The sequence below is a fragment of the Lacrimispora sp. genome (assembly GCF_032078915.1).
Taxonomy (GTDB): domain Bacteria; phylum Bacillota; class Clostridia; order Lachnospirales; family Lachnospiraceae; genus Lacrimispora.
This window is the reverse complement of sequence record NZ_DAMAUN010000088.1, coordinates 1-24,334: the sequence shown is the minus strand read 5'-3', so window position 1 is coordinate 24,334 and position 24,334 is coordinate 1. Positions and strand designations below refer to the sequence as shown.

25 protein-coding genes and 2 pseudogenes are annotated in these 24,334 nt (G+C 44.1%); 7 read left to right on the top strand and 20 right to left on the bottom strand.

Going from position 1 to position 24,334, the window contains the following annotated elements; translation table 11 throughout:
* Window positions 1–427, bottom strand: a pseudogene (locus RT269_RS24545) (DUF255 domain-containing protein); the annotation flags it as partial.
* 406 nt (window positions 428–833) lie between these two features.
* On the opposite strand from RT269_RS24545, the gene RT269_RS24540 reads away from it, so the two are divergent.
* The gene (locus RT269_RS24540) at window positions 834–1,292 is read left to right on the top strand and encodes a nucleotidyltransferase domain-containing protein (RefSeq protein ID WP_313186585.1); all 459 of its coding nucleotides are present in this window, start codon (window positions 834–836) and stop codon (window positions 1,290–1,292) included.
* A gap of 84 nt (window positions 1,293–1,376) precedes the next feature.
* On the opposite strand, the gene RT269_RS24535 is transcribed toward RT269_RS24540, so the two are convergent.
* Both RT269_RS24535 and RT269_RS24530 read right to left on the bottom strand, forming a co-directional pair.
* Window positions 1,377–1,970 (bottom strand): ATP-dependent Clp protease proteolytic subunit, encoded by a 594-nt coding sequence (locus RT269_RS24535; RefSeq protein WP_313186583.1) that lies wholly within the window; start codon window positions 1,968–1,970, stop codon window positions 1,377–1,379.
* 17 nt (window positions 1,971–1,987) lie between these two features.
* Window positions 1,988–2,377 carry a helix-turn-helix transcriptional regulator gene (locus RT269_RS24530; RefSeq protein WP_313186581.1) on the bottom strand — a complete coding sequence of 130 codons (390 nt, stop codon included), beginning with the start codon at window positions 2,375–2,377 and terminating at the stop codon, window positions 1,988–1,990.
* Between the two features lie 206 nt (window positions 2,378–2,583).
* Between RT269_RS24530 and RT269_RS24525 the strand changes: the two genes are divergently transcribed.
* The 3 genes from RT269_RS24525 to RT269_RS24515 all read left to right on the top strand — a co-directional run bounded on the left by RT269_RS24525 (window position 2,584) and on the right by RT269_RS24515 (window position 4,329).
* Window positions 2,584–2,997, top strand: a complete 414-nt coding sequence (locus RT269_RS24525; RefSeq protein ID WP_313186579.1) for a GNAT family N-acetyltransferase — start codon at window positions 2,584–2,586, stop codon at window positions 2,995–2,997.
* A gap of 53 nt (window positions 2,998–3,050) precedes the next feature.
* Window positions 3,051–3,962, top strand: coding sequence for an AraC family transcriptional regulator (locus RT269_RS24520; RefSeq protein WP_313186577.1), 912 nt, complete (start codon window positions 3,051–3,053; stop codon window positions 3,960–3,962).
* Window positions 3,963–4,089: 127 nt separating this feature from the next.
* A complete protein-coding gene (locus tag RT269_RS24515; RefSeq protein WP_313186575.1) occupies window positions 4,090–4,329 on the top strand; it encodes a ribonuclease HII in 240 nt (79 codons plus the stop codon).
* A 67-nt stretch (window positions 4,330–4,396) separates the two neighbouring features.
* Here RT269_RS24515 and RT269_RS24510 read toward each other — a convergent pair whose 3' ends face one another.
* Window positions 4,397–5,782, bottom strand: a complete 1,386-nt coding sequence (locus tag RT269_RS24510; protein ID WP_313186573.1) for an alanine/glycine:cation symporter family protein — start codon at window positions 5,780–5,782, stop codon at window positions 4,397–4,399.
* A 304-nt stretch (window positions 5,783–6,086) separates the two neighbouring features.
* Here RT269_RS24510 and RT269_RS24505 point away from each other — a divergent pair, with 304 nt between their 5' ends.
* Complete coding sequence (locus RT269_RS24505; RefSeq protein ID WP_313186586.1) at window positions 6,087–7,067, top strand: zinc dependent phospholipase C family protein; 981 nt, start codon at window positions 6,087–6,089, stop codon at window positions 7,065–7,067.
* 92 nt (window positions 7,068–7,159) lie between these two features.
* Here RT269_RS24505 and RT269_RS24500 read toward each other — a convergent pair whose 3' ends face one another.
* Complete coding sequence (locus RT269_RS24500; protein WP_313186571.1) at window positions 7,160–7,735, bottom strand: hypothetical protein; 576 nt, start codon at window positions 7,733–7,735, stop codon at window positions 7,160–7,162.
* A gap of 232 nt (window positions 7,736–7,967) precedes the next feature.
* Here RT269_RS24500 and RT269_RS24495 point away from each other — a divergent pair, with 232 nt between their 5' ends.
* Window positions 7,968–9,491 (top strand): BCCT family transporter, encoded by a 1,524-nt coding sequence (locus RT269_RS24495; RefSeq protein ID WP_313186570.1) that lies wholly within the window; start codon window positions 7,968–7,970, stop codon window positions 9,489–9,491.
* Between the two features lie 136 nt (window positions 9,492–9,627).
* On the opposite strand, the gene RT269_RS24490 is transcribed toward RT269_RS24495, so the two are convergent.
* The 5 genes from RT269_RS24490 to RT269_RS24470 form a co-directional block, all read right to left on the bottom strand.
* Entirely contained in the window at window positions 9,628–10,467 is an 840-nt protein-coding gene (locus RT269_RS24490; protein WP_313186569.1) for a LicD family protein, read from the bottom strand.
* A 100-nt stretch (window positions 10,468–10,567) separates the two neighbouring features.
* The gene (gene rfbH / locus RT269_RS24485; protein WP_313186568.1) at window positions 10,568–11,908 is read right to left on the bottom strand and encodes a lipopolysaccharide biosynthesis protein RfbH; all 1,341 of its coding nucleotides are present in this window, start codon (window positions 11,906–11,908) and stop codon (window positions 10,568–10,570) included.
* A gap of 24 nt (window positions 11,909–11,932) precedes the next feature.
* Window positions 11,933–13,009, bottom strand: a complete 1,077-nt coding sequence (rfbG, locus tag RT269_RS24480; RefSeq protein WP_313186567.1) for a CDP-glucose 4,6-dehydratase — start codon at window positions 13,007–13,009, stop codon at window positions 11,933–11,935.
* A 1-nt stretch (window position 13,010) separates the two neighbouring features.
* The gene (gene rfbF / locus RT269_RS24475; protein WP_313186566.1) at window positions 13,011–13,787 is read right to left on the bottom strand and encodes a glucose-1-phosphate cytidylyltransferase; all 777 of its coding nucleotides are present in this window, start codon (window positions 13,785–13,787) and stop codon (window positions 13,011–13,013) included.
* Between the two features lie 24 nt (window positions 13,788–13,811).
* Window positions 13,812–14,594: a glycosyltransferase family 2 protein gene (locus RT269_RS24470; RefSeq protein WP_313186565.1), complete on the bottom strand. Its 783-nt coding sequence runs from the start codon at window positions 14,592–14,594 to the stop codon at window positions 13,812–13,814.
* A 340-nt stretch (window positions 14,595–14,934) separates the two neighbouring features.
* On the opposite strand from RT269_RS24470, the gene RT269_RS24465 reads away from it, so the two are divergent.
* Window positions 14,935–15,807 (top strand): Cof-type HAD-IIB family hydrolase, encoded by an 873-nt coding sequence (locus tag RT269_RS24465; RefSeq protein ID WP_313186564.1) that lies wholly within the window; start codon window positions 14,935–14,937, stop codon window positions 15,805–15,807.
* A 116-nt stretch (window positions 15,808–15,923) separates the two neighbouring features.
* On the opposite strand, the gene RT269_RS24460 is transcribed toward RT269_RS24465, so the two are convergent.
* The 10 genes and pseudogenes from RT269_RS24460 to RT269_RS24415 all read right to left on the bottom strand — a co-directional run.
* The gene (locus RT269_RS24460; protein WP_313186563.1) at window positions 15,924–17,345 is read right to left on the bottom strand and encodes a PTS sugar transporter subunit IIC; all 1,422 of its coding nucleotides are present in this window, start codon (window positions 17,343–17,345) and stop codon (window positions 15,924–15,926) included.
* 51 nt (window positions 17,346–17,396) lie between these two features.
* A complete protein-coding gene (locus RT269_RS24455) occupies window positions 17,397–17,615 on the bottom strand; it encodes a hypothetical protein (protein WP_313186562.1) in 219 nt (72 codons plus the stop codon).
* A 96-nt stretch (window positions 17,616–17,711) separates the two neighbouring features.
* Window positions 17,712–18,806: a DUF871 domain-containing protein gene (locus RT269_RS24450; protein ID WP_313186561.1), complete on the bottom strand. Its 1,095-nt coding sequence runs from the start codon at window positions 18,804–18,806 to the stop codon at window positions 17,712–17,714.
* Window positions 18,807–18,923: 117 nt separating this feature from the next.
* Window positions 18,924–19,598, bottom strand: coding sequence for a GntR family transcriptional regulator (locus RT269_RS24445; RefSeq protein WP_313186560.1), 675 nt, complete (start codon window positions 19,596–19,598; stop codon window positions 18,924–18,926).
* Window positions 19,599–19,618: 20 nt separating this feature from the next.
* The gene (locus tag RT269_RS24440) at window positions 19,619–20,071 is read right to left on the bottom strand and encodes a DUF3284 domain-containing protein (RefSeq protein WP_313186558.1); all 453 of its coding nucleotides are present in this window, start codon (window positions 20,069–20,071) and stop codon (window positions 19,619–19,621) included.
* Between the two features lie 9 nt (window positions 20,072–20,080).
* Complete coding sequence (locus tag RT269_RS24435; RefSeq protein WP_313186556.1) at window positions 20,081–21,472, bottom strand: glycoside hydrolase family 1 protein; 1,392 nt, start codon at window positions 21,470–21,472, stop codon at window positions 20,081–20,083.
* A gap of 13 nt (window positions 21,473–21,485) precedes the next feature.
* The gene (locus RT269_RS24430; protein WP_313186554.1) at window positions 21,486–21,632 is read right to left on the bottom strand and encodes a multidrug transporter; all 147 of its coding nucleotides are present in this window, start codon (window positions 21,630–21,632) and stop codon (window positions 21,486–21,488) included.
* 106 nt (window positions 21,633–21,738) lie between these two features.
* Complete coding sequence (locus RT269_RS24425) at window positions 21,739–23,127, bottom strand: PTS sugar transporter subunit IIC (RefSeq protein WP_313186553.1); 1,389 nt, start codon at window positions 23,125–23,127, stop codon at window positions 21,739–21,741.
* A gap of 62 nt (window positions 23,128–23,189) precedes the next feature.
* Window positions 23,190–23,495: a PTS sugar transporter subunit IIB gene (locus RT269_RS24420; protein ID WP_013271207.1), complete on the bottom strand. Its 306-nt coding sequence runs from the start codon at window positions 23,493–23,495 to the stop codon at window positions 23,190–23,192.
* A 206-nt stretch (window positions 23,496–23,701) separates the two neighbouring features.
* Window positions 23,702–24,334: pseudogene (locus tag RT269_RS24415) on the bottom strand (6-phospho-beta-glucosidase); the annotation flags it as partial.

Sequence of the window (24,334 nt, the reverse complement as noted above, 5' to 3'; positions counted from 1 at the left end):
CCCATCTTGAAAATTTAGGCAGATAGGTCCCGGCGTAAAAAGGCTTTTGTTCCGGCGTCATAATGATCGTAAGAGGCCACCCGCCGGAGCCGGTGAGAGCCTGGCAGACTGACATATATACGGAATCAATATCCGGCCGCTCTTCCCTGTCCACCTTTATCGCCACATAAAATTCGTTAAGAACATCCGCCGCCTCCTGGTCTTCAAAAGACTCATGAGCCATGACATGACACCAATGACAAGTGCACATATTCAACCGGAGTTAGCTATACCCAATAGATAAAAAGATGGGCTTATCTTCTGCTTTTGCCTTGGAAAAAGCCTCTTCTCCCCAAGGAAACCATTCCACCGGGTTATATGCATGCTGAAGTAAATAGGGAGATTTTTCATTGATTAATCTATTGGGTACTCTATCTTCGTTTGACATATGGCATCACCTCCTTCATTTTTCTATATTTTAAAAACTTGGTTAAAATTATAACAATCCTTATGAAGTCTGTAAACTTCTGGGGTTTCTATTATTTTACCATTGATACATAGGTTTCGCTTAAAGTAAATTTTTATACTTATACCACCTTTATTCTGCAAAAAGCCCGATATAATAGTCTCCCTATCATAATAGTAGAAATAATACCGGCATATGACAGAAAAACATCTGGCTGCCGCCATAAATTAGTAATAATGATTTGCTTTTTCCTTCATATTTTGATATTATATCATGATATTTCAGTATTTTTCTATATAATACTTTTGAATTCCGATATGCAAAATAAGGTTGAAACAATAGGCAATGGATGAGTTAATGATTATATAAAATTTAGCGGGGTGACGGAATGGACGATATAAAACACAAGCTGACGGTATTAGCGCGTATTGCAGACGAATTAAATCACAAAGATGTTACATGGGCCATTGGAGCCTCCTTGCTGCTATACTTCAAAGGAATTGCATCTGAATTTCATGATATAGATATTATGATTGCCGAAGAAGATGTGGAAGCAGTAAAAGATGTCTTATTATCTTTAGGAGATATTCAGCAGCCTGACCCAAACGCCAAATACAAAACAAAATGTTTTATGGAGTTTCATGTTGATGGTGTTGACATTGATGCAATGGCCGGTTTTGTTATCGTGAACCAGGATAAGGAATATTATTTTCCATTGAAAAAGGAAACTATTAAAGATTCCACAGAAGTTCATGGGATTAAGATTCCCTTGCAGTCGGTTGAAGAATGGCGTAAATACTATGAATTGATGGGACGAAAGGAAAAAGTAAAAATGATCGATGAATAGCTTCAGATTCCTGCTGAGAAAAACCCGCTTACGGCTGCCTTGTCAGACCTTCCGTAAGCGGGTTTTTGGGTCCATGTTCCGGTATCACCTGCGGCATAATAGAATTTCATCAATTAAGCCATACTCCTTTGCCTCCTCAGCCGTCATATAACGATCCCGTTCCATATCTTCCTCAATTTTTTTTATCGGCTGGCCGGTCAGTTCGCTGTATATCTCATTGAGCTTTTTCTTTGTTCTTTCAAGCCAATCACTATGGATCTTAATATCCGTAGCCTGCCCCTGCAGCCCGCCGGATATTGACGGCTGATGGATCAGTATCTCGCTGTTTTTAAGGGCAAAGCGCTTTCCCTTCTTCCCTGATGCCAGAAGTAAGGAAGCCGCGCTTCCCGATTGGCCTATACTAATGGTGGAAACATCGCATTTGATGTTATTCATGGTATCCATAATAGCGAACCCATCTGTTACAGAGCCTCCGGGGCTGTTGATATATAAGTGAATATCCTTATTAGGATCAGCGGATTCCAGAAAAAGCATCTGTGCTATGATCAGGCTTGCCGTGTCATTGGTGACTGTGCCGTTCAGCATGACAATACGGTCGTTCAGCAGCCTGGAAAATATATCATAGGACCGCTCTCCCCGGGCAGTCTGTTCAATAACCATTGGGATAAGATTGTTCATAGAAACCTCCTGGATTATTATGCGGCCATGTTCATGATCTTGCTGGAACGGCTGCTCAAATCAATCACATGATTGGAATTGACGCTATACCTTTTCCGGTATTTTCCCGGCGTCAGTCCATAAATCTTTAAAAAGGCCCTTGAAAAGGATTCCTGAGAAGCATATTGACATTCCAGGGCGATATCGATGATCGGCCTGTCTGTCCGGGCAAGCTCTCCCGCTGCCTTTTCCATCCGCCTTCTGGTAATGTATCTGGTAACGGATTCTCCTGATACTTTGTGAAAAATTCTATGATAGTGATATTTTGACAGATAGGCTCTTTTTGCAAGATCATCAAGATCAATCTTACCATTTAAGTTTTCCTCAATATATTTAAGCGAGTCCCCCACTTTTGAATGATAATCCATATACCTGCTCCTTTCCAAAAACTTATTATCATTATATACTCTTTCAGAAATAAATTCTTGATAATTTTTGCTTAAATCAGGTCTGGTCTTTTCGCATATATTTGTTTCTATTAAGGCCTGATATGGACTGTGGAATTGTGCTGCGGGATATGATATGATAAATACAACCGAAAACTCATATAAGCCAACAAGGAGAAACGATTAAAATGAACTTTGAAATAACTGACAACATTAAAGAACAAGATGAGGAAATCATTTACCAGGGCTTATTAAACTATAACTTACCCAGAATTGAGGACAAGAACCCAAGAGATTTAGGAATCTATTTGCAGGACCATACCGGAGAAAAAGTCGGAGGACTGATCGGAAATACACACGGCAATTGGTTGTTTGTCAAATATTTATGGGTCAGGGAAGATCTACGAGGACAAAATATTGGCAGTAAGCTTTTAGATCAGGCGGAAGAAACAGCGAAAGAACGGGGATGCAGATACGCATTTCTGGATACGTTCAGTTTTCAGGCGCCTGCCTTCTATGTAAAGCACGGATACAAGAGCGTGTTTGCACTGGAAGAATATCCAGTGACGGGAAAACGTTACTATTATACGAAAACTTTATAAATGCTTTTCTTACTGTCACTTGTTTCTATAACAGAGAAAGGGGGATACGATCATTGAGGAACATTTATAGAATAGAATTCCATACAGGAAGCAAAGAAGAATTGTTACCTGATTTTGCGAAAGACTTTCCATATATTGCCTCCTGCTCCCAATTGGACAAATTTATAGGGCGTTTTGTTCCATGGCATTGGCACAAAGCCGTGGAGTTATTTTATATGGAGAGCGGGAGAATGGAATATTGTACGCCCAAAGGAACCATGATATTTCCCGCAGGTACCGGAGGTATGGTAAATTCCAATGTGCTTCACATGGCAAGACCGCAGGCTGAATCAGAAAAAAACATTCAGTTCCTCCATCTTTTTGACCCCTCTTTCATAGCTGGCCAACACGGTAGCCGGATAGAGCAAAAATACGTTACGCCGATTACCACATCGCCGCAGGCAGAAATTATTGCCTTATATCCTGATGATCCAAAACAGGCAAAAGTTTTAGATATCATTCGGGAATCTTTTCACCTTTCCGAAAATAATTTCGGATATGAGATAAAACTGCGGGAAACGTTATCTGACATATGGATCCGGCTTTTCGACATAGCGCGTCCTCTATTGGAAGAAAAAGGGCATTCCAACAAAACAAATGATAAAATAAAATCGATGATGGTATATATCCATGAGCATTATGCAGAAAAAATTTCTATTCCAGAGATTGCTGCCGCCGCTTATTCCAGCGAACGCGAATGCTTCCGGGTATTCCACGACTGCCTGCACATGACACCGGTGGAATATATCAAAAACTACCGTTTACAAACGGCCTGTCATATGCTTACAGACAGCAGGGAAACGATTACCGATATAAGCCATGCCTGTGGATTGGGAAGCAGCAGTTACTTTGGAAAGGTCTTTCGGGAGTATACCGGCTGCACACCCCTGGAATACCGTCGCAAATGGCAGGAAAATGATATATAAAGGCAGAAATAATATATTTATTCAAAAAAGATTGCACTATAATGATACCTGTAAAGGTAATAGGGCAATCTTTTTTATTATATTGCTGTCACTTAATAATCACTGTCTTTATAATGGAGGGTTTGTAATGATAAAATTGAATATCTTGAATATGGATAACTTTTTACAAACAGTAAATGCGTGCAGTGATGCGGTCAATCTGCTGTACCCTGACGGTAGAAAAGAAAATATCAACAAACACTATGGACTCCAGAACGAGCTGCTTCATCAGTACAGGGAAAATAAAAACTTCCTGAGTCTTTCACTGGATATTCCGGCTCCAAAGGATTATATGAGCATTATCTCCTACTATGCAGGAGATTGCTGACCATTTGCTTGCAACTAATTCATCATAAAGGGGTCTGACCGCTATTTAGGTCAGGCCCCTTCCCCATTCACCGGCGGGTGAATTTCAGTGCCCATTCTTCTGCGTTTCCCGGAACCGTTACCTCCTTCATCAGGAAAATAATGGCAATGATGTTAGGAAGCGCCATCAGTCCATTCCAGATATCAGAAAATTCCCACACTGTCTCAAGCTTTGACAGACATCCAAGGAACACAGCCCCCAGATAAAGCAGGGTATAAACCTTTCCCCTTAAAATGCGCTGCAGTATGTAGAGGGATCTGCGTTCTTTTAAACGCTCCGCCAGATATATGGCGGCTTGACGTCCCAGATAATACCATGCAATGATAGTAGCAAAAGCAAATATCAGCATGGCTCCTGATACCACATATTCCCCAAGTAATCCTAAGCGTTTTGAAAAACAAAAGGCAGTGAGAGCCGCTCCGTCATAGCCTGAGCCGGCTGCATCTCCTTCCGTCATGCACAGGATCACAAATGCGGTCATGGTGCAGATCAAAATGGTATCAAAAAACACCTCAAACATGGCCCACATTCCCTGCTGCTCAGGTGTCGTATCCTCTGCTGCGCCGTGAAGGACCGCCATGCTCCCAAGTCCTGCCTCATTGGAAAATACTCCTCTGGATATGCCGTATTGCAGACTTTTGCTGATTTGATAGCCTGCAGCCCCTGAAAAGACGGAAACCGGACGAAAGGCATCCTGAAAAATGCATTGAAAAATATATGGGATCTGATCGTAGCAGGACATGATCACAACCATGGAAAACAGCATATAGGCACCGGCCGAGATAGGAATGAGCCGTTCGGACACAAAGGCGATTCTTGCAATCCCTCCCAGTACCACCAATAATACGGTACCAGTCAGCACGATCCCAATAGGAATTGGCGGTATGCCAAAGGAATATTCAAGAGTTTCCGCAATGGAATTGGACTGCACCATGCTTCCCATTCCAAGAGAAACCATGATACATAGAAAGCTGTATAGCATGCCAAGTCCGGGAAGCTTAAGCCCCCTCTCCAAATAAACCATAGGCCCGCAGATCCATGCCCCGTTCCGATCCCGGTAACGGTAACGGATCCCCAGCATGGTCTCTGCATAGCCTGTCATCATGCCGATTCCGGCAGAGACCCACATCCAGAATATAGCACCAGGTCCGCCGGCTGTAAGTGCGGTAGCCACACCAGCGATATTACCAGTCCCAATGGTAGCTGCCAAAGCCGTACAAGCCGTCTGGAATTTTGTCACTTCCCCTTTTTCTTCTCCCTCATCCTCCTGTATGCTACCAATGGTATGCTTCCACCAAAATGGGAATTTTCTAATCTGAAAAAAACCTGACTTTACCGTAAAAAAGATACCGGTCCCTAAAAACAAAACCAAAAGCCACGGCCCCCACACGATTTCATGTATACGATGTATCATAGGATCAGCTCCTGAACGCTCTCCTTAACACATATTCGACCCACCCGGCCAGTATGAAAATTTCCAATGATTTTCACACAAAATAAAATCTGATATGGTATAATCTCCATATAAGCAATGAGCAGTGCGAATTAGAACACAAAAAATTTTTCGTCGTGCTCGCACGTAAGAAAAATTTTTTGTGTTCTAATTCATAGGGCGAAAGCCCGTGAGCGAACGAATCCGCAGGATTCGCGAGCTGCACTGCGGACTCGCGGACCACACTACAGATTCGCGAACTGCAAATAAATGCGAGGTGAACAATATGCCTGGTTTTACCACTCACTATCTGCTAGGAGTCAAGGTTTTCAATGACATGCCTAACACTCCTTTAAAACGTATAATTTCCAAGTACCGATGGCTTTACCAGCTTGGCCTCCAGGGACCGGATATATTTTTTTATAATATCCCCATTCTCCGCCACCGGGATTACCGCAACGTAGGTTCCTACATGCACGAAAACCATGTACATGATTTTTTTGTTTCCTGTTTAAACCACTTATCCCAGATCGAGTCCAAACAGCAGAGAGAACAGGCCATTTCTTATATGAGCGGTTACTTCTGCCATTACATCGGGGACTCCATCTGCCACCCTTACGTGTACGGCCGAATTGAATATGATGTAAAAAACTCCAGCAACTATCATCATGGGCTTCATGCCATGCTGGAAAATGATATAGATGCACTGCTATTGATGAAATACAAAAAGAAAAAGCCATCTCAGTTCAACCAGGCGGCCACCATTTGTTTAAACGGCCAGGAATCGCAGTTCATCTCCGGCTTTTTGTCCATATGCATCAATGAAGCCTATTACCCCTTAAATTACCGGAATAATTTCCGTGTAACATCCCAGATGGTATCCCGTTCCATCCTGGCTATGCGCTTAGGATGCAGGACTCTAGCCGATCCGTCCAGCCGCAAGAAAAACAGCATTGAATTTATGGAATCTCTTTTCTTGCGTACGCACCTTGCTTCCCGGAAGCTGGTTACGGACACCCCGCCGGATCCCGTCGTCACCATGAATTTAAACCATGAAACCTGGTGTAACCCCTGGAACCGCCGCCTTGCATCCCAGGCCTCATTTCCCGAGCTTTTCCATCATTCCATGGTAAAATGCAATGATGTGTTTTATCTGCTGAACGAGGAACTGACCTCGCCGGTTCCACTAGACAGCCTGGACCACAATAAGCTTTTAAAGGAGCTTGGCAATTATTCCTACCACAGCGGTTTGGCGGTTGATCCATAACAAACATACAAAAAAGGAACAAAAAAACATGGCTGAGGAGCGATCTACAAACCAATTCCTCATCCATGTTTTTTAATACCTGTGTTAAAAATCTATTGATCTGATTCCGGGCTTTCAGTATCCGTCTCCTCATCCTCAACGGTGGCCTCCGTGATAACTGCCCCTTCCTTTGGAACAATCTTTTCATCAGATCCCTTAGGGATGTCCATATCTACCAGCCAATACTGTTGTTCATTCATCTTATAATCCGGCATGACAATAAGGTGCATATCATAATCCTTATAAAATCCTCCATAAGAGGTATCGCTTGATTTTTCATAGGAAAAATCCTGCATGGCAGCCTCGTCGCCTAAATGCCGAACTGCTGCATTCGCAAATACGACAGCTTCCTCGGGTGTGGTTCCATCCTTTACAATCAGTGTCAAATCAATGCTTTTCGTCTTCGGTTCTACCATGTAATTAATGCTTAACGCCATAGGATATTCTTCGTTGTTCACGAATTCTTCATCCATATCATTTCCAATCTGATCCCAATCCAGAACAATCCCCTGCTGAGTTTCAAAAACAGGCTCTGCCGGAGCTGTGGAATTAAGAATGTGTTTTTCCGTGCATCCGGTCAGCAGCATTACCGACATCGCACATATCAAAAGAGCTTTGTTCTTCATCATAATCTCCTCCTTATTGAACATCTAACATTATATCGGATGTAATACTTTTTTTGTAGTGGTTTTAGCAAAATGTCAGAAAATCTTCACAAATACGTTACTGTTTTTACTGGAATAAATACCATGCATATTCTAAATCCTCTTATTTAAATCTTGCATTTTCTGGTTATCCATGGTATCATGTTCAATATCAATATCAAATTTATTTTTTTGAACACTTTAGGAGGCTATGTACATGGACCACAATGAGAAAAAGGCTTTGTTTAAAAAGCTGGATTGGGTAACGACCCTGATTCCTTTTATAAGTATCATTCTTTTATGCCTTGTTTTTACCATATATCCCAGCAAGTCTGCGGATACACTGGCTGCTATCCGGTCATTTCTAGGAGATGAGCTGGGAAGTTACTATCTTATCATCGGGCTTTTTACCTTCCTTTGCTCCCTGTATATCGCATTTTCCAAATACGGTACCATAAAGCTTGGAAACTTGGAAAAACCCCAATATTCAAACTTTAAATGGGGTACTATGATGTTTACAGCCGGTCTGGCCGCTGATATCCTCTTCTATTCCCTTTGTGAATGGATTCTCTATGCAGGGGAACCACATATCGCGGATCTGGGAGCCATGCAGGACTGGGCCTCCACCTTTCCGTTGTTTCACTGGGGTCCTATCCCCTGGAGCTTTTATATGATATTGGCTGCGGCATTCGGCTTCATGCTCCATGTTAAAAAACGGACAAAACAAAAATACTCGGAAGCCTGCCGCCCTCTTTTAGGAAAGCATGTAGACGGCCTTTGCGGAAAAATCATTGATTTGATTGCCGTATTTGCCTTACTGGCCGGTACTGCAACCACATTTTCTCTGGCAACTCCCCTTCTTTCCATGGCGATCAGCAGGGTAACCGGTCTGCCGGATTCCAGATTATTGACCATTGCGATCCTGGTCATTATATGTATCGTTTACACCATTACGGTTTATTTCGGCATGAAGGGCATTGCAAAACTGGCTGCTTCCTGTACATATCTGTTTTTCGGCCTGCTTCTCTATGTGCTGATCGGCGGTAAGGAAGCCAGATATACCATTGAAACAGGGATCACGGCAGTAGGAAACCTGACGCAGAACTTTATCAGCCTGTCCACCTGGACCGATGCCCTGCGGACCTCATCCTTCCCTCAGAACTGGACCATCTTTTACTGGGCTTATTGGATGGTTTGGTGCGTAGCCACTCCTTTCTTTATCGGAGCCATCAGTAAAGGGCGCACCATAAAGCAGACCATCCTCGGTGGCTATGTCTTTGGAATCTCAGGAACATTTACTTCCTTTATTATATTAGGAAATTACAGCCTGGCCCTTCAGACAAAGGGCGTGCTGGATGTGATGGGCATTTATGCTTCCACAGGAGACTTGTACCAGACAATCATGGCAATCCTTGAAACCTTGCCGTTTGCAAAGTTTGGACTGATCCTTCTGGCAGTTACCATGGTGGCTTTTTACGCAACCAGCTTTGATGCCCTGGCACTGGTTGCTTCCACCTATTCTTATAAGGAGCTTCCCGAGGACGTGGAACCGGATAAACGGGTAAAGCTGTTCTGGTCCGTACTTTTAATGCTGTTTCCCATCGCTCTTATATTTTCCAAGAATTCCATGGCCAATCTGCAGACGGTTTCTATCATCGCAGCATTTCCTATAGGAATTATTATACTCCTTATTATTTTCAGTTTCTTTAAAGACGCGAAGGAATATTTAAACCAGCAATAGGAGTTTAGCTCCTTGGACATGAAAATCCGCATTGAGATGGCTGATAAAAAGCCTGATCAATGCGGATTTTAATTGTCCGGTTGCGGGATTCTTATAACTGAAAAACAAGGGCGGGATTCTTTTGAATCCCTGCGTTCTAATGATATATTTTAATTTCCGTACTGGAATGAGACGGTACCCGTTGTTCCTCCGGCGGGAACTTCTTATAATCACCGTAAATCCAGGTGAGAACCTCCTGCCAGCCTTTTGGCGCCATCAGTTTGGTGTCTTCAAATTCCAGGTCCACAGTTTCTTCACACCATTCCTTTTTAAGCGTCACATAGAGATAATCCGGCTGGTAGTTGCTGTAATACCTAAGGCGGCTCTTTCCCTTCTGATCTTTGACCGCAATCATATGCTGCAGCTTTCTCAAGGTTTTCATTGGAATCAATTTCCCAAAAGCAGCCAGCGTGCCTATAACGATTTTATTGACCAGGCTGTACTTTTTATAGTCCAACCGGTAACGGTGGCCCATAGCCATGCCGTAGATCACAGTATGAAGAAGGCGGGTACAGGCAGAAGCAGCCTTGCCTTCAGGGAGCTCATCAATGGTGAATAAGTCCACCCACAGATGGTTTAATTTTCCTTCATAAAACCGCATCTCTTCAGAGTCCTCATGAGTCCGGCTGTTTTTATAGATGATTCTCGTAGTAAAATCATAAAAAGCCGTCCCGCCTCTCAAATCCTTTGGTTCAAGAAGTTCCATCTCTTCCGGAAGCTCCCGGCGCACTACCTTTAAAAAAGCATCATAATTAGATCGGGTAAATGCCACATCCGCATCATCATCCCAGGGAATGAAGCCTTTGTGCCTTACCGCGCCTAAAAGCGTACCTGCGTCCAGAAGATATTTGATCCTGTATTTTCGGCAGATACGGTCAATTTCCTTTAAAATGGCCAGGTTCGCCTGATGTACCTCCGTTAAATCGTATTCCTTCATGTTTCCTCTTTCCTGCCCGTGTTTCTGGGCATAAAGGTATACTTGCAGGGTGTTTCCTCTTTCCCGCCCATGCTCTTGAGGGCGTAGAGGTATAAAACCCTTATTGGCTCAGCGCCTCCTTAATGGTCTTTGCCATATAATCGATCATCTCATCAGTCATTCCCGGATATACTCCTACCCAGAAGGTATCCTCCATGATCCGGTCGGTATTGTTCAGCTGCTGGGCGATCCGGTATCCTTCCCCGGACGCTCTCATCTGGTCAAAGCATGGATGTTTGGTTAAATTACCGGCAAAGAGCATCCTTGTCTGAACGCCTTTGGATTCCACATACTGTACCACCTGATTCCGGCTTACTCCTTCTTTGCAGGTTATTAAAAAGCCGAACCAGCTTGGCTTGGAACCCGGACATGCCTCCGGAAGGATCAGCTTGTGGGAAACCTCTTCCAGGCCCTTATGAAGACGATCGAAATTATGACGCCGCCTCTCTACAAAGGAGGGAAACTTATCAAGCTGGGCACAGCCGATGGCTGCCTGCATGTCAGTGGCTTTTAAATTATAGCCAAAATGGGAATAAACATATTTATGGTCATAGCCCACAGGAAGCTCCCCGTACTGGCGGTCAAACCGGTGTCCGCATAAGTTGTCGCGTCCGGAAGGACACACACAGTCCCGGCCCCAATCACGGAATGAGCGGATTATTTTATTTAACAGTGAATTATTCGTATAAACCGCACCGCCCTCTCCCATAGTCATGTGGTGAGGCGGATAAAAGCTTGAGGTTCCTATGTCTCCGATGGTTCCGGAGAAACGCTCTTCCCCATTTATAGTGTAAATTGTACCAAGTGCATCGCAATTATCCTCTACGAGCCATAGCTGGTGCCTGTCGCAAAATGCCTTAACCGCAGAAAGGTCAAAGGGATTTCCCAGGGTATGGGCGATCATGACTGCCTTTGTCTTTTCTGAAAGTGCAGCCTCAAGCATGTTCACATCAATGTTATACTGGGGGATGGTAACGTCCACAAATACGGGGACCGCACCATACTGGATCATAGGAGTTACTGTGGTCGGAAATCCGGCTGCTACTGTGATCACTTCATCACCGCGCTTTATCTGGCGCTCCTTTAAAAGTGGTGATGTAAGAGCCATAAATGCCAGCAAATTCGCTGATGATCCGGAATTCACAAGGGAACAGAATCTGACTTTTAAATATTTCGCCAGCTTTTTTTCGAATTCATCGGTATACCGCCCGGATGTAAGCCAAAACTCCAGAGAGCTGTCCACCAGGTTCACCATTTCCTGATGATCGTACACACGGGATGCATATGAAATGCGGTCTCCTTCTTTAAACGGATCTTTCTGATTATGGTAGGTGCTGCAGTATTCCTTTACCAGAGAAAGGATCTCCTCCCGCGCCACTTTTTCTGTCTTGTTTTCAAACATTTTATTTTTCCTCTCAAACTTATATTAATTGAAAAATTCTTTTATCTGCTGATCCATAAATGCAGGCATATCCGCCCCTTCCAAGTAGGCCTTGGTCCATTCCACAGTCTTTTCCACTGCTTCCTTCACCCCATACCTGGGATACCAGCCAAAGACTTTTTTAATCTTGGAACAGTCCAGTTTTAAGAAATTGGCCTCATGAGGGCCTCCTTCAAACTTATCAATCCACTTTATTCCCTGGCCCCAGGCCTCACAGAATAGATCCGCCAGCGCTCCGGTGGTCACACAGTCTTTGTCGTCAGGGCCTACGTTATAATATCCCTGGAAGGTTGAATCCTCATACTGCTTCATGGCAATGGTCATGTAAATAGCCAGAGGCTCCAGCACATGCTGATACGGCCTTGTGGAATGGGGATTTCTTACGATAATATCCTGCCCTGCGGCTGCCGCACGGATACAGTCCGGTATAATCCTGTCATTGGCAAAATCTCCTCCTCCGATCACATTTCCTGCACGGGATGTAGAAACTGCCACGCGCCCGTCAGAGAAAAAGGATTTTGCATAGCTGTGAGTCACCAGCTCGGAGCAGGATTTGCTGTTAGAATATGGATCATAGCCATCCAACGGGTCTGTTTCCCGGTATCCGTACTCCCATTCCCTGTTTTCATACACCTTATCCGTTGTGACATTTAAAAAGGATTTAACAGCCGGAGTCAGGCGCACGCATTCCAGTACGTTGACGGTACCCATGACATTGGTCTCATAGGTGTAGACCGGATCCTTATAAGAGTCCCGTACGATGGGCTGGGCCGCCAGGTGAAACACAATTTCCGGCTCCTCCTGGGAAAACACCTTTTTTAAATGTTCCAAATCTCTGACATCCCCGATTATAGAATTCACATTGCGGGAAAGTCCTGCCGCTTCAAACAGGTTTGGGTCTGTGGAAGGCGTAAGGGAATATCCCGTTACCGATGCTCCGGCCTTAATAAGGAGATGGCTGAGCCAGGTCCCTTTAAAGCCGGTATGCCCTGTGACCAGGATTTTTTTTCCTTTATAAAAATCACAAAATTCGTTCCATTTGATACTAGCCCAACTTGTCATATCATTTCTCCCAAATTTTCCATGGTGCCTGTCCGGACTGCCACAAATCTTCCAGCTTCTTCATTTCTCTCTGCGTATCCATGCACTGCCAGAAGCCGTTATGATGGAAGCTCATAAGCTGCCCCTCTGCCGCCAGGCTCTGCAATGGTTCTTTTTCAAATATGGTATTATCATCCTTTAAATAGGAAAAGATCTCAGGATTCAAGACCATAAAGCCCCCGTTGATCAGGCTGGTATCCGCCTCGTCCTTTTCTCTGAAAGAACGGACCACATCGCCTTCATCAATATCCAAAACTCCCTTTAACTGGGCGATATTCACAGTGGTCATGGTAGCGGTCTTTCCATGGTCCTGATGGAATTTTAACAAAGCCGTTAAATCCACATCGCAGACTCCGTCTCCATAGGTCATCATAAAGGGGTCATCGCCGATATAAGGCTCTATGCGCTTAATACGCCCGCCGGTCATGGTATTTAACCCTGTATCCACCAGGGTCACCTTCCATGGCTCCGAATAATTATTATGTACCTCCATCTGATTGTTGGCAAGATCAAAGGTTACATCGGATGTATGAAGAAAATAATCCGCAAAAAATTCCTTTACTACATACTGCTTATATCCAAGGCAAATGACAAAATCATGAAAGCCATACTGGGAATAGTACTTCATAATATGCCACAAAATAGGCTTCTCCCCGATTTCAATCATTGGCTTCGGCTTTAAATGGCTCTGCTCACTGATTCTGGTTCCAAAGCCTCCCGCTAATAATACTACCTTCATTGGTTCTTCCTCCAAATATTTATTTTATTCGTACTCTTTATAAGCCTTCCTGTAAAAATGCATCAATATCTTTACCATCGGTCCAGGCCACATCTTTGAAAACATATCCGCTTCCTCCCTGATACGGCTGTTATCCGCTATACAGGCTTTTGTGGTGGCCTCTCCGTGGACTCTGTAATACAATATCGTTTTTTCCACGCAAACAAAACGTCCCGGCCGTCCGGATAGCTGGTAAAGCGTATCCCAATCCAGGGCAAACTGGTAAGGAGAGGTGAAAAGAGACTCTCCTAATTCTTCCTTATTATATGCGCATGCAGGACAGCAGATAGAGTTTCCAAACATCAATACGCTTTTCTTGACCCAGGATAAATGACTGATAGAATGGAAACGAAGCGGGATCCTTAGAAAACGCTTGATAAATTCCACCATTTCAAAGACAGCCGGCCGGTTTCCCCGGATCACGGTATATCCTCCCGTAAACAATGTCATGTCCGGGTATTTCTTATAGCATTCCAGAAGCTTCTTTACATAATCCTTCTGGTACAGATCATCCTGATGGGCAATGGTAACAAAGCGGGCAAAAGCCTGGTCATAGGCAAAATTCCAGTCTTCCTTTATATTGCTTTTCCCTGGCCGGATAAACAATGGGATCTGATACTTGTCCGCCATTTTTTCAATGAAAGGGCTGGGTGTTGATGTGCATATGATGATCTCTGACCTGACGCTTTGTTTCAGGAGCGAACGGATGCAGGCTTCAAGATAGGGCGAGTCCTTATATGCACAGACCGCAAATGCATGTGGTTTCATAGTTCTCCTTAAATGGGCTTGTTATTATCTGGCTATGATTATACCATAAATACCTCAAAACATTCCACCATATTCATTATTTTGAAAGAATTCAAAAAATATATTCATGGCAGCATCAATAACCCCACTGTCACGGATAAACCTGAATAGAAGCCAGGCATTGCATTGATTAAGAATTATATGTGGAGATTGTAAAAAGAAAGGAAGATACCGGCTCTGGAGATATGAAATCTGATGAAATTAGGACTCTCCCTCCCCTCTTCATTGACGAACCGGTTAAATTAGGATAAGCTAAGTATAACGACGAGAATATATAACCAGACAAAGGAGATTACTTGCTATGAGCATCCGACTGATCGCCTCCGATATGGACGGCACCCTTTTAAACCCTCAGACCAATATCTCAAAAGCCAATATAGATGCAATCCGCAGGCTTGAGCGTGCGGGCATAGAATTTTTAATCTGCAGCGGACGGGATTATCAAGAAGCAAAAGCCGTTATGGATACCTATGATATCACATGCAGCTACATCTGCTTAAGCGGGGCTGCCGTATACAGTCAGGATGGTGAACTACTGAGCGAGATTCCTCTTACTTCTCAGAACCTTGCAGACATTGATCGGATCCTTACAGAGCAACAGGCAGATATGGATATCCTGACTGCATGCGGGCGGTATACAACTACCCCAAAAGAGCGGAAGCTGAACGAGATATACTCCTTCATAAAGAAGAAATTCAGCCCTCTTGCCAACATTTCCCAAGAGCTGGAAGATGCCGTGCAAAAGCGGATGGAATCCACGACCTTTATTTCTTCTCTTAAAGAGCTTCCTGGGAATAGCGATGTATTTAAAATATGCAGTAATGGAATTCCTGTCCAGAAGGCTGCAAAATTAAAAGAAATCTTTGCAGACTATCCGGATCTGGCTGCGGCCTCCTCGTTCCCCGACAATATTGAGCTGACCAATCAGGCTGCCCAGAAAGGGCTGGTTTTAAAAGCATACGCAGAACAAAAGGGAATCTCTCTTAAGGATGTGATGGTGCTTGGAGACAGCGACAATGATCTGTCCATGTTCACACCGGAATTCGGATGGACTGTCGCCATGGAAAATGCCATGTCCTGTATCCGGGAGGCAGCAAGATACCATACCAAATCAAATGAAGAGGATGGGGTTGCCTGGGCCATTCGCAGGCTTGTATTTCAGGAAGATAGGTGAAATGCCCACATTTAAGAAATATGGGCACTTCACACTGGTTTTCGATGATGGTTTTCTAAAAACGGCGCACATCTGAATCATATCAGATGTACGCCGTTTTTCTCATCAACAGGTTATCAGTTATCTGATGGAGAGTCTACTCCATTTGCAGCAATAATAAATGGCGCCCATATTGCAAAGGCAACAGCCATATTGACAGCAGTAAGCACGAGCGAACGCCAGTCGCCTGCTGTAGCCAGGAATCCGCTCAAGAATACAGGCATCACCCATGGGACACTGATAACCACAGGACTTACCAGCCCCCAGATCGTTGCAAAATATGAAATGGTTGCTGTTGCAAGCGGAGCCAAAATAAACGGCACAATCAACAGAGGATTAAGAACTACAGGTATACCAAACATGATTGGTTCGTTAATATTAAATAATCCCGGTCCCAGACCTAACTTGCCCACCATTTTATAATCTGCACGTTTTGACAAGATTAAAATAGAAACAATAAGAGCAATTGTAACCCCCGCGCCGCCAGGCCACACAAATGCCTCGAAGGAACCTGAAACCCATTTATAAGGAATCTCAGCGCCAGACTCGTAAGCAGCTAAATTTTGCAGCTGAGCAACACCATAAGTACTGTTCAAAACAGCTCCCATTATATTTGTGCCATGCAATCCGAAGAACCACAATAAGTGCACAAGCAATACAATGATAAATACAGAACCATAGCCCTGTGATATGCCCAGCAATGGCTGTTGTATATGCTCTGTAATCCAGTCGCTGACAGGTTGAGTCCCTAATGCCCAGCTTTGTTTCAGCACGAAATAGATGATAGCCGATCCATAAAGTGATATAACACCTGGTATGATGGCAGAAAATGCACGGGACACTGCAGGCGGAACAGATTCAGGAAGTTTTATTGTAATATTTTTTTTCATCAGCTTTGCAAAAATTATTACCGATAAAAAAGAGAACAATATAACAGTAAACATTCCCGTTGCTCCAAAGTAGCCTGAAAAGTTAAAAAATCCCCAGGCACTGCCTGTAACTGTTATGGTGGACACACCATCGGCTGTAGCGATTGTCGCACCTGAAGCCTGAATCATGTCTGCAATATTAGCAGGCAGCACCTCACTCAAAGTAAGGGTGGTGGAAGTGCTGGCGCTTTGAGGCAATCCCATAAGATATGCCGCAAGTGAAACAATAGCGCCGGCTACCTTATTTACATCATAAGATTTTGCTATCGTATAACCCAGGGTAATTGAAAGCATGATGCCCATAACTGCCAGAGTTCCCCCCCAGACAATCCCGTTTAAAGAAATAATCCATGAAACAAGGGGAAACGTAGTAACACCGTTACCGGTGCCCAGATATGTATTGGGTATATCGCGCAAAAGCGCATTTAAAAGAACGGCCATGGAACCAGCCATAGTCAGGGGCATCAAATTGATGAATGCATCTCTAAGAGCAAGTAAATGCTTTTGAGAACCTATTACGACAGCTACAGGTAAAAATTTTCTTTCTATAAAATTTACAATTGTATTCATGAAAGTCCTCCTGCTATCTATAATTTTTTTAATCACCAGGTTTCATAACCACTATACAGCCTGTGCTTGAAAATAAAGAACCTTGCCCCAGGTTGTATTTTTAATTAATTCCTTTGCTTTCATTGCAGCATCCGCCGGATTACCGGTAACTTCAAAAAAGAGTTTTATCCCCTCTTTTTTACTGAAAGTAAATGTTACATCACCTTCCCTGTAATTAGATAATAGTTCTTTAATATTATCCTGCTGCATGGGACTGGAAATAGTAATCATATAAACCTCCTTATAGTTCTGAAGTAGTTATATTTAATATCTCTCTGAAGAGACCTTGAAAAGGCTTTCGTCATATGCCTGCATGAAGCATTCAAATCATACTTCTGTAAAACCAAACAATTTCCAGGGTCTAATGTAATCAAGCAGTACCAGTTCATAATCAGGTATATGGCCGATCACATTCTTTCTTCCGTCATTAGGCATATCCTTTAAAACAACATGCAGCTCCCCCTTATAACGGGAATAACCGTCATTTAAAATCACAACATCCCCCCGTTTTAAATCCCGGGTATTGGCAGGTTGAATAGACTTGTCAGCGAAGACTACTCTCGGCCAGGTGGACCGTATCATATATTCGCTGATATCGCCTCTGATCCCATGCTGCCGGTCAAAGTAAAGAATCTCCCGCTCTGTTTCCGTCAATTCTTTTTCCAGGCAAAGACCAAACATCAGCTTTCCAGGTGTCACTGAAGCACAGGCCTTTAACTCCTCTTCAGAAGCATAGGCATTGGCGATGATCACATCATCTACCATACGGGTTGCAAGCAGATGCCGTACCTGTGCATCCACAGGCAGGCCCCGGTGCATCTCCAGAGTACACAATCCCTCATTCACCGGCCAGGGGCCAAAGGTATTCTCATTGTTGCTGGACACAAAGGCCGCAACCTTAAGGCCGTACTTTTTCATTTCCCGGTTGCAGTAATCAAAATGCTCCAGGCTGATTCCCGTATATTTCTGAGGATAAAAGTTGTGGCAGGTAATGATCCTTTCCGGCACCGGATGATGATTCATGATATTCGCCACATAGCTTGGATCGGTGCTGGCGTTCAGCTCGATCTTCAGTCCTTCGTTGTTATAGCTCATAGCAGCTTCCTTCATTCCGTCAAAGCCTACATCCAGCCGGATCCCGTCTGCATGCAGTTCTTTAAAGGGAGCCAGATTGTCATAGGAAGCCCCCAGTGCTTCAAAAACAGGTGGCGCCACGTCCAGTATTACTTCCATACCGCATTCATGGGCTGTATCAATCATATCCCGAAATTCATGGATCATCTCATCTTTGTTTTTATTTCCCACGCTCAACAAGCAGGTGAAAATCCGCAAAAACCCGTATTTACCGGCCAGCCGGATATATTCCTTATCCCGTTCCGGAGTGGAATGCTCCGGATAAAGGGAGATACCAAGTCTTCCCATAATAAAACACCTTTTCACTTTCCTGCCCAGCTTTTTGGGCATAATGGTATACCCGCAGGGTATTTCCTCTTTCCTGCCTATTTTGGGGGGGATTATGGTATACTGCGGGTATTTCAGCTATGTGGTTATCTCAATTATTTTTTCAATTGGGTTGTTAAATTCTCTGATATACACGACCGGGCTGCCGCTTTTGCTTACAATGGTGCTCTCAACCATAATAATCGGAGTATTCAGCTTTACGTGAAGCAGATTAATATATTTTACAGGCACTATAATAGGAAGAAACTTCTGCGTAACCGATCCCTCGTCAATGTATCCTTTCAGATCCAAAAGCTTATTTAAGTTGTTGTAATCTTTGTCATTGATCAGGCTTTGGATCAAATAGATTTCTTCAACACTTACAGGCTTTCCATTCTTCCGGTTTAAGCGCACGATCCGGATCATCCGGTCCTCAGACCCGATTTCCAGACAGGAAGCGACCTTCTCATCGGAAAAGCAGGAACTGAAATAGATCACATTGTAATCATAAGTATCATCCATAGGCTTATTTAAAGTCTCTGCAGATGTATTTTTTTTCATAAGCCTTTGGTCTGCAACAAAAGTTCCTTTATTTTTATCTCTATATAATACTCCCTCTTCCACCAGTTCATTTAAAGCATTGCGCACGGTCATACGGCTGGCATTATAACGACCGGCCAGTTCCCGTTCTGATGCAATAGGGGTATTGACAGACGCGTCCTTAATTTCTTCCATAAGGTCCTGTTTTATTTTCTGATATTTCGGAGCCCCCATTGTATCACCTCTTATCACCTTTAATTCTCTTTTGTCCTCTGTCCCTTAATGAAGCTTTCCATGGATGAAAGCATCCTGGAAACCCTCTTTTTGGAACCTTTTTGATAAAACCAGGAGACAATTTTATGGTTTAAGGAGTAGGAAGTACTCTCCCCCTCAAATCTCTCCTTGTAGTGTACCATAATGTTTCCGTCTTTACTATCTTCGATCCCGTAAAATATAACATTTGTCCCATGGGAGGTGCAAAAGCTTGCCTCATAGCAGTCTGGAGAGACAAACTGCTTGATCACCACATCCACATGGTTTTCCTGTCCCATTTTATTTTTCATCTTCTTTTTATAGCGAAAACCGGAATAAATCTGGCCTGGATCTACCTTTTTCCCTGTGGCCTGGGTGATATCATAGGCAACCGAGGTCGCCAGGGCATTGAAGAATTCCTTTGCCTCTACATTCAGTTTTTGACTTACTTCCATATGACTCTCCTATTTGCCCGTTTCAAAACCGTTGTTTTTAAGCAGCTCCTGATACCAATAGCCTGACTTTTTTATGGTCCGTTTCTGGGTTTTTAAATCCAGCTCCACAAGCCCGTAACGGTTCTTATATGCATTGAGCCATGACCAGCAGTCCACAAAGGTCCACACATGATATCCAATGCAATTGCTTCCTTCTTCTATCCCCTTATGAAGCCAGGTCAAATGCTCCTCATAGAACTCAATGCGGTAGTCATCCTGTATCATGCCGTCTGTCTTAAAACGTCCCTCATTTTCCACGCCCATGCCATTTTCTGTGACCATCCATTCAATGTTCCCGTAGTTGTCACGGATATTGACAGCAATGTCATATAAGCCTCTTGGATAGATTTCCCAGCCCCTGTATGGATTCATCCGTTTGCCTGGCATATCATAGATATCAAAATAATATTCCGGCGTAAACGGAGCTGCCGGATTGGGAATACTGGCCTTTGCACAGACACGGAAGGGATGATAGTAGTTTACTCCCAGAAAATCCACCGTATTTTGACGGATGATCTCTAAGTCCTCCTTAGAAGCCTCCGGCCGCAATCCATGCTTTTCTATAAGGGCAACCAGTTCCGGATCATAGGTTCCTTTAACGGCAGGATCCAGAAAACTCTTATTCTGGAACAGCTCGGCAGTCTTTGCCGCCTTCTCATCCTCCGGATGGGAGCTTCTGGGATAAGCCGGGGTCAGGTTTAAGACAATCCCGATCTTCCCTCCCTGCTTCATGCTGTGATATTCCTTCACCGCTAAAGCGCTGGCCAGGGCCGTATGATAAGCCACCGAGACCGCCGCTTTGGGATCCACCTTACAGGGATAGTGATAGCCTTGCAGATACCCGCATTCCACATGGACGATGGGCTCATTAAAGGTAAACCAGTGTTTCACCAGGTCTCCGAATAAGTTAAAGCAGGTCCAGGCATATTCTTTATAATAATCCACGACCTTTCTGTTTTCCCAGCCTCCCAGCTCCTGCAGCTTTACCGGCATGTCAAAATGGTACAGATTCACAAATGGTTCGATCCCGTTTTCCCTTAATTCCAGAAACAGGCTGCGGTAAAAATCAGCCGCTTTTTCGTTCACCACTCCAAATCCCTCCGGAAACAGGCGGGACCAGCTGATGGACGTCCGGAAAGAATTATGGCCCGTCTGCTTCATCAGCTGAATATCTTCTTTATAATTCTGGTAGAAGGAAGAGGTAATGCCCGGGCCAATGGCTCCATGAAATTTATAGCCTTCTTCCTCATACCACAAATCCCAGATATTTTTCCCTCTCCCGTCATTTTCTTCGCTTCCCTCACACTGGGTGGCGCTGGTTGCACTTCCAAAGTAAAAACCTTCCGGAAACTCAAGTTTCATATCTTATACCCCCTTATTTCCTTTTCTTTATCAGCATGGCTGCACCCAACAGTACAAATACCAAACCGACGGTCATATACATGGCAGGGGATGGAAGCTGGGGTGATACAGTAATGAACAGGCAGCCTATGGCGATTAAAAATATGGTCCAGCTTTTCATGGAGCTCTCTCCCCTTCTTTCTCTGCTAAACTTAAGAACTGCCAAATCAGTTCTGTCAGGACATCCCCTGTGAACTGGTCTGGCAGCTCCTTCTTAATCCATGTTGCTATTCGCTTTTCATCTTATTTGCCATCATTACAAATGGTGTCCAGATAGCAAAGGATATAAACAGATTAAACAATGATACAAGTGCTGCCATAAAGCTTCCGCCTGTTGCAAGGAAGGCATAGATGCCTGCAGGCATTACCCAGGGTACAGCTACGAAAACCGGAGGGATCAGGCCTATGGCAGTTGCGCCGTATGCGATGGTCGCACATACCGGAGGAACGATCAGCCATGGAATCAAATACACCGGGTTCAATACGATAGGCATACCGAAGATGATCGGCTCATTGATATTAAATACACCCATGGGCCAGGACAGCTTTGCAATGGCTTTCTGGTCATCCCTCTTAGAAAACAGGAAGATTGCGATAATAAGTCCTAAGGTAATTCCGGAACCGCCCATCTGGCAGTAGGCATCAAAGGAACCGCGGGTCCATAAGTATGGAAGATTCGCAGTGCTCTGGCTGGTGGTAAATGCCTCAATGTTCTGGTTTAATGCCGTTAAATAGATACCGTCCATGATAGGAGCCAGTACGTTGTGTCCATGGAGACCAAAGAACCATAACAGCTGGATTAAGAATACCATGAAGATTACGCTGAAGAAGCCCTGTGACAAGCTGAGGAGCGGTCTCTGGATATATCTGAGAACCATATCATTAATGGTAGAGCCTGTTGCGGTTATGCAGATCTGGGTTAAGATACCTGCAACATAAATGGCGATTACACCTGGAACAATTGCTGCAAATGCTTTGCTGACTGCCGGCGGTACAGAATCCGGAAGGTTGATGGTAACCTTCTTCTGCATCAGCTTTATGTAAATCATGGTACAGATAAAGCCCATAATCAGTGCGGTAAACAGGCCACCGGAACCGGTGTATCCGGCGCCTAAGTATCCCCAGCCGCTGACTCCGTTTAATGCAACACCGCCGCCTGGTGTAGCGGCTACATCAAGTCCGAGACCTTTCAGCTGGTCGGCAGCTGCCGCTGCAATACCTGGAAGCTCATAGTCGAAGGTAGCGCTTTGTCCCATACAGGTTACTAAGCTTGCGAATGCGATGACTCCGCCTGCAATAGCGTTTACATCGTAGGTTTTAGAAAGATTGTAGCCCAGAGCAAAAACAAATGCCAGAGCAAGAATTACGATAGAGCCAAAATATACATTGCCATTCACACTGATGATCGGAGACATGGCCTGGACAAAACCGGTCATACCTGCCTGATTTGGAAGGTCTCTCAAAAATACATTAAGTAAAACTGCTATGGAACCAACCATGGTAATTGGCATGATGGCTATAAAGGCATCACGAATGGCAACCAGATGTTTCTGGGAGCCAATTTTAGCTGCGATTGGCATAAATCTTGCTTCCATGAATGAATTAAATGCACCCATAACTTTTTCTCCCTCTTTTATCCTCCCCTAAACCATTGGAACGGGGAGCTTCTTTTTCATACTTACCCGTTTAACTTCCCCAGCGCCTGATCCAGTACCTTGGCGCCATTCATTGTGCCGTAAGCCATCATATCGATGACAAGCACAGGTTTCTCATTTTTCACTCTCTCGTTCATCTTCTTCTCAAGATAACGAACCTGAGGCCCCAATAAAATAATATCTGCCTTTTTCACTTCCTCAACGGATTCAGCATCTCCCACTGCCCAAATGGTGGCCTCCACGCCTTTTTCTGATGCTGCATCCTGCATTTTCTTTACAAGCATGCTTGTAGACATTCCTGCTGAGCAAACTAATAAAATATGATACATCCTCGCACCCCTTTCTGTGGTCTAGACCACTTCTTGTTACCCATATGATACTATAACATATGCAAAAACACAAGCAAATTCTAAAATAAAAATAAACTTTTTATTTAATAATTAATATTTCCATCTTTAAACATGCATTTTATCCGTTATAACGCCATAAAAAAAGCTGTGAAACAGACTTTTTCAGTCAATTTCACAGCTTTTTTCTATTCTGGACTTTCGTTTCTAAAGAATTGAGGGAGGTATTCTTTATGGGCCTCCAGCAATTCATAAATGACAGCATTGGCATCATGATCGCTTGCGCAAAGAGGATTCATGTTGAGAGCTGTCACTGCCAAATCCCGGTTTCCGGTGACAGCCGCTTCGCAGACCAGGCGCTCAAAGGTCTTGATGGTTTGAATGGTCCCGTTAATCTGGGGCTTTAACTCGCCTACGGCAATGGGCTTTGGACCGCCGCTTGTGATGATGCAGGCGGCTTCCACCGCACTTTCTGCCGGGAGGTTTGAGATCGTCCCATTGTTCCGTACGTCTACATACTGGATATCTCCGGTATTGTTGTGCAGGGAGCAGATTAAGTTGCAGGCAGCGTCGCTGTATCTGGCGCCGCCTCTCATCTCCAGCTGCTTGGGCTTTACATCCAGGTTCTCATCCTTGTACAGCTCAAACAGTTCCTCCTCTACCTTTTTCACCACTTCGCCCCGGACCCGGCCTTCCTTGTATTCCTTTAACTCCTCTTCCAGCTGCTCTTTAGTAAAGTAATAATAGTTGTGATAGGGGCAGGGGATGCAGTGAAGTCCCCGGATAAACTCCGGCGAAAACGGCAGGGTGGAAAAATTCTT

Bases quoted from the DNA above. Each gene is read 5' to 3' on its own strand.
- rfbH (WP_313186568.1), bottom strand. From the start codon at position 11,908: ATGTTTGAAAACAAGACAGAAAAAGTGGCGCGGGAGGAGATCCTTTCT.
- RT269_RS24420 (WP_013271207.1), bottom strand. From the start codon at position 23,495: ATGTATCATATTTTATTAGTTTGCTCAGCAGGAATGTCTACAAGCATG.
- RT269_RS24445 (WP_313186560.1), bottom strand. From the start codon at position 19,598: ATGGGGGCTCCGAAATATCAGAAAATAAAACAGGACCTTATGGAAGAA.
- RT269_RS24450 (WP_313186561.1), bottom strand. From the start codon at position 18,806: ATGGGAAGACTTGGTATCTCCCTTTATCCGGAGCATTCCACTCCGGAA.
- RT269_RS24440 (WP_313186558.1), bottom strand. From the start codon at position 20,071: ATGGAAGTAAGTCAAAAACTGAATGTAGAGGCAAAGGAATTCTTCAAT.
- RT269_RS24530 (WP_313186581.1), bottom strand. From the start codon at position 2,377: ATGGATTATCATTCAAAAGTGGGGGACTCGCTTAAATATATTGAGGAA.
- rfbF (WP_313186566.1), bottom strand. From the start codon at position 13,787: ATGAAGGTAGTATTATTAGCGGGAGGCTTTGGAACCAGAATCAGTGAG.
- RT269_RS24525 (WP_313186579.1), top strand. From the start codon at position 2,584: ATGAACTTTGAAATAACTGACAACATTAAAGAACAAGATGAGGAAATC.
- RT269_RS24430 (WP_313186554.1), bottom strand. From the start codon at position 21,632: ATGAAAAGCTGGACCATATTTTTAATCGCCATAGGCTGCCTGTTCATT.
- rfbG (WP_313186567.1), bottom strand. From the start codon at position 13,009: ATGACAAGTTGGGCTAGTATCAAATGGAACGAATTTTGTGATTTTTAT.
- RT269_RS24505 (WP_313186586.1), top strand. From the start codon at position 6,087: ATGCCTGGTTTTACCACTCACTATCTGCTAGGAGTCAAGGTTTTCAAT.
- RT269_RS24460 (WP_313186563.1), bottom strand. From the start codon at position 17,345: ATGAATACAATTGTAAATTTTATAGAAAGAAAATTTTTACCTGTAGCT.
- RT269_RS24510 (WP_313186573.1), bottom strand. From the start codon at position 5,782: ATGATACATCGTATACATGAAATCGTGTGGGGGCCGTGGCTTTTGGTT.
- RT269_RS24465 (WP_313186564.1), top strand. From the start codon at position 14,935: ATGAGCATCCGACTGATCGCCTCCGATATGGACGGCACCCTTTTAAAC.
- RT269_RS24535 (WP_313186583.1), bottom strand. From the start codon at position 1,970: ATGAACAATCTTATCCCAATGGTTATTGAACAGACTGCCCGGGGAGAG.
- RT269_RS24540 (WP_313186585.1), top strand. From the start codon at position 834: ATGGACGATATAAAACACAAGCTGACGGTATTAGCGCGTATTGCAGAC.
- RT269_RS24500 (WP_313186571.1), bottom strand. From the start codon at position 7,735: ATGATGAAGAACAAAGCTCTTTTGATATGTGCGATGTCGGTAATGCTG.
- RT269_RS24435 (WP_313186556.1), bottom strand. From the start codon at position 21,472: ATGAAACTTGAGTTTCCGGAAGGTTTTTACTTTGGAAGTGCAACCAGC.
- RT269_RS24455 (WP_313186562.1), bottom strand. From the start codon at position 17,615: ATGATTACTATTTCCAGTCCCATGCAGCAGGATAATATTAAAGAACTA.
- RT269_RS24495 (WP_313186570.1), top strand. From the start codon at position 7,968: ATGGACCACAATGAGAAAAAGGCTTTGTTTAAAAAGCTGGATTGGGTA.
- RT269_RS24425 (WP_313186553.1), bottom strand. From the start codon at position 23,127: ATGGGTGCATTTAATTCATTCATGGAAGCAAGATTTATGCCAATCGCA.
- RT269_RS24515 (WP_313186575.1), top strand. From the start codon at position 4,090: ATGATAAAATTGAATATCTTGAATATGGATAACTTTTTACAAACAGTA.
- RT269_RS24490 (WP_313186569.1), bottom strand. From the start codon at position 10,467: ATGAAGGAATACGATTTAACGGAGGTACATCAGGCGAACCTGGCCATT.
- RT269_RS24470 (WP_313186565.1), bottom strand. From the start codon at position 14,594: ATGAAACCACATGCATTTGCGGTCTGTGCATATAAGGACTCGCCCTAT.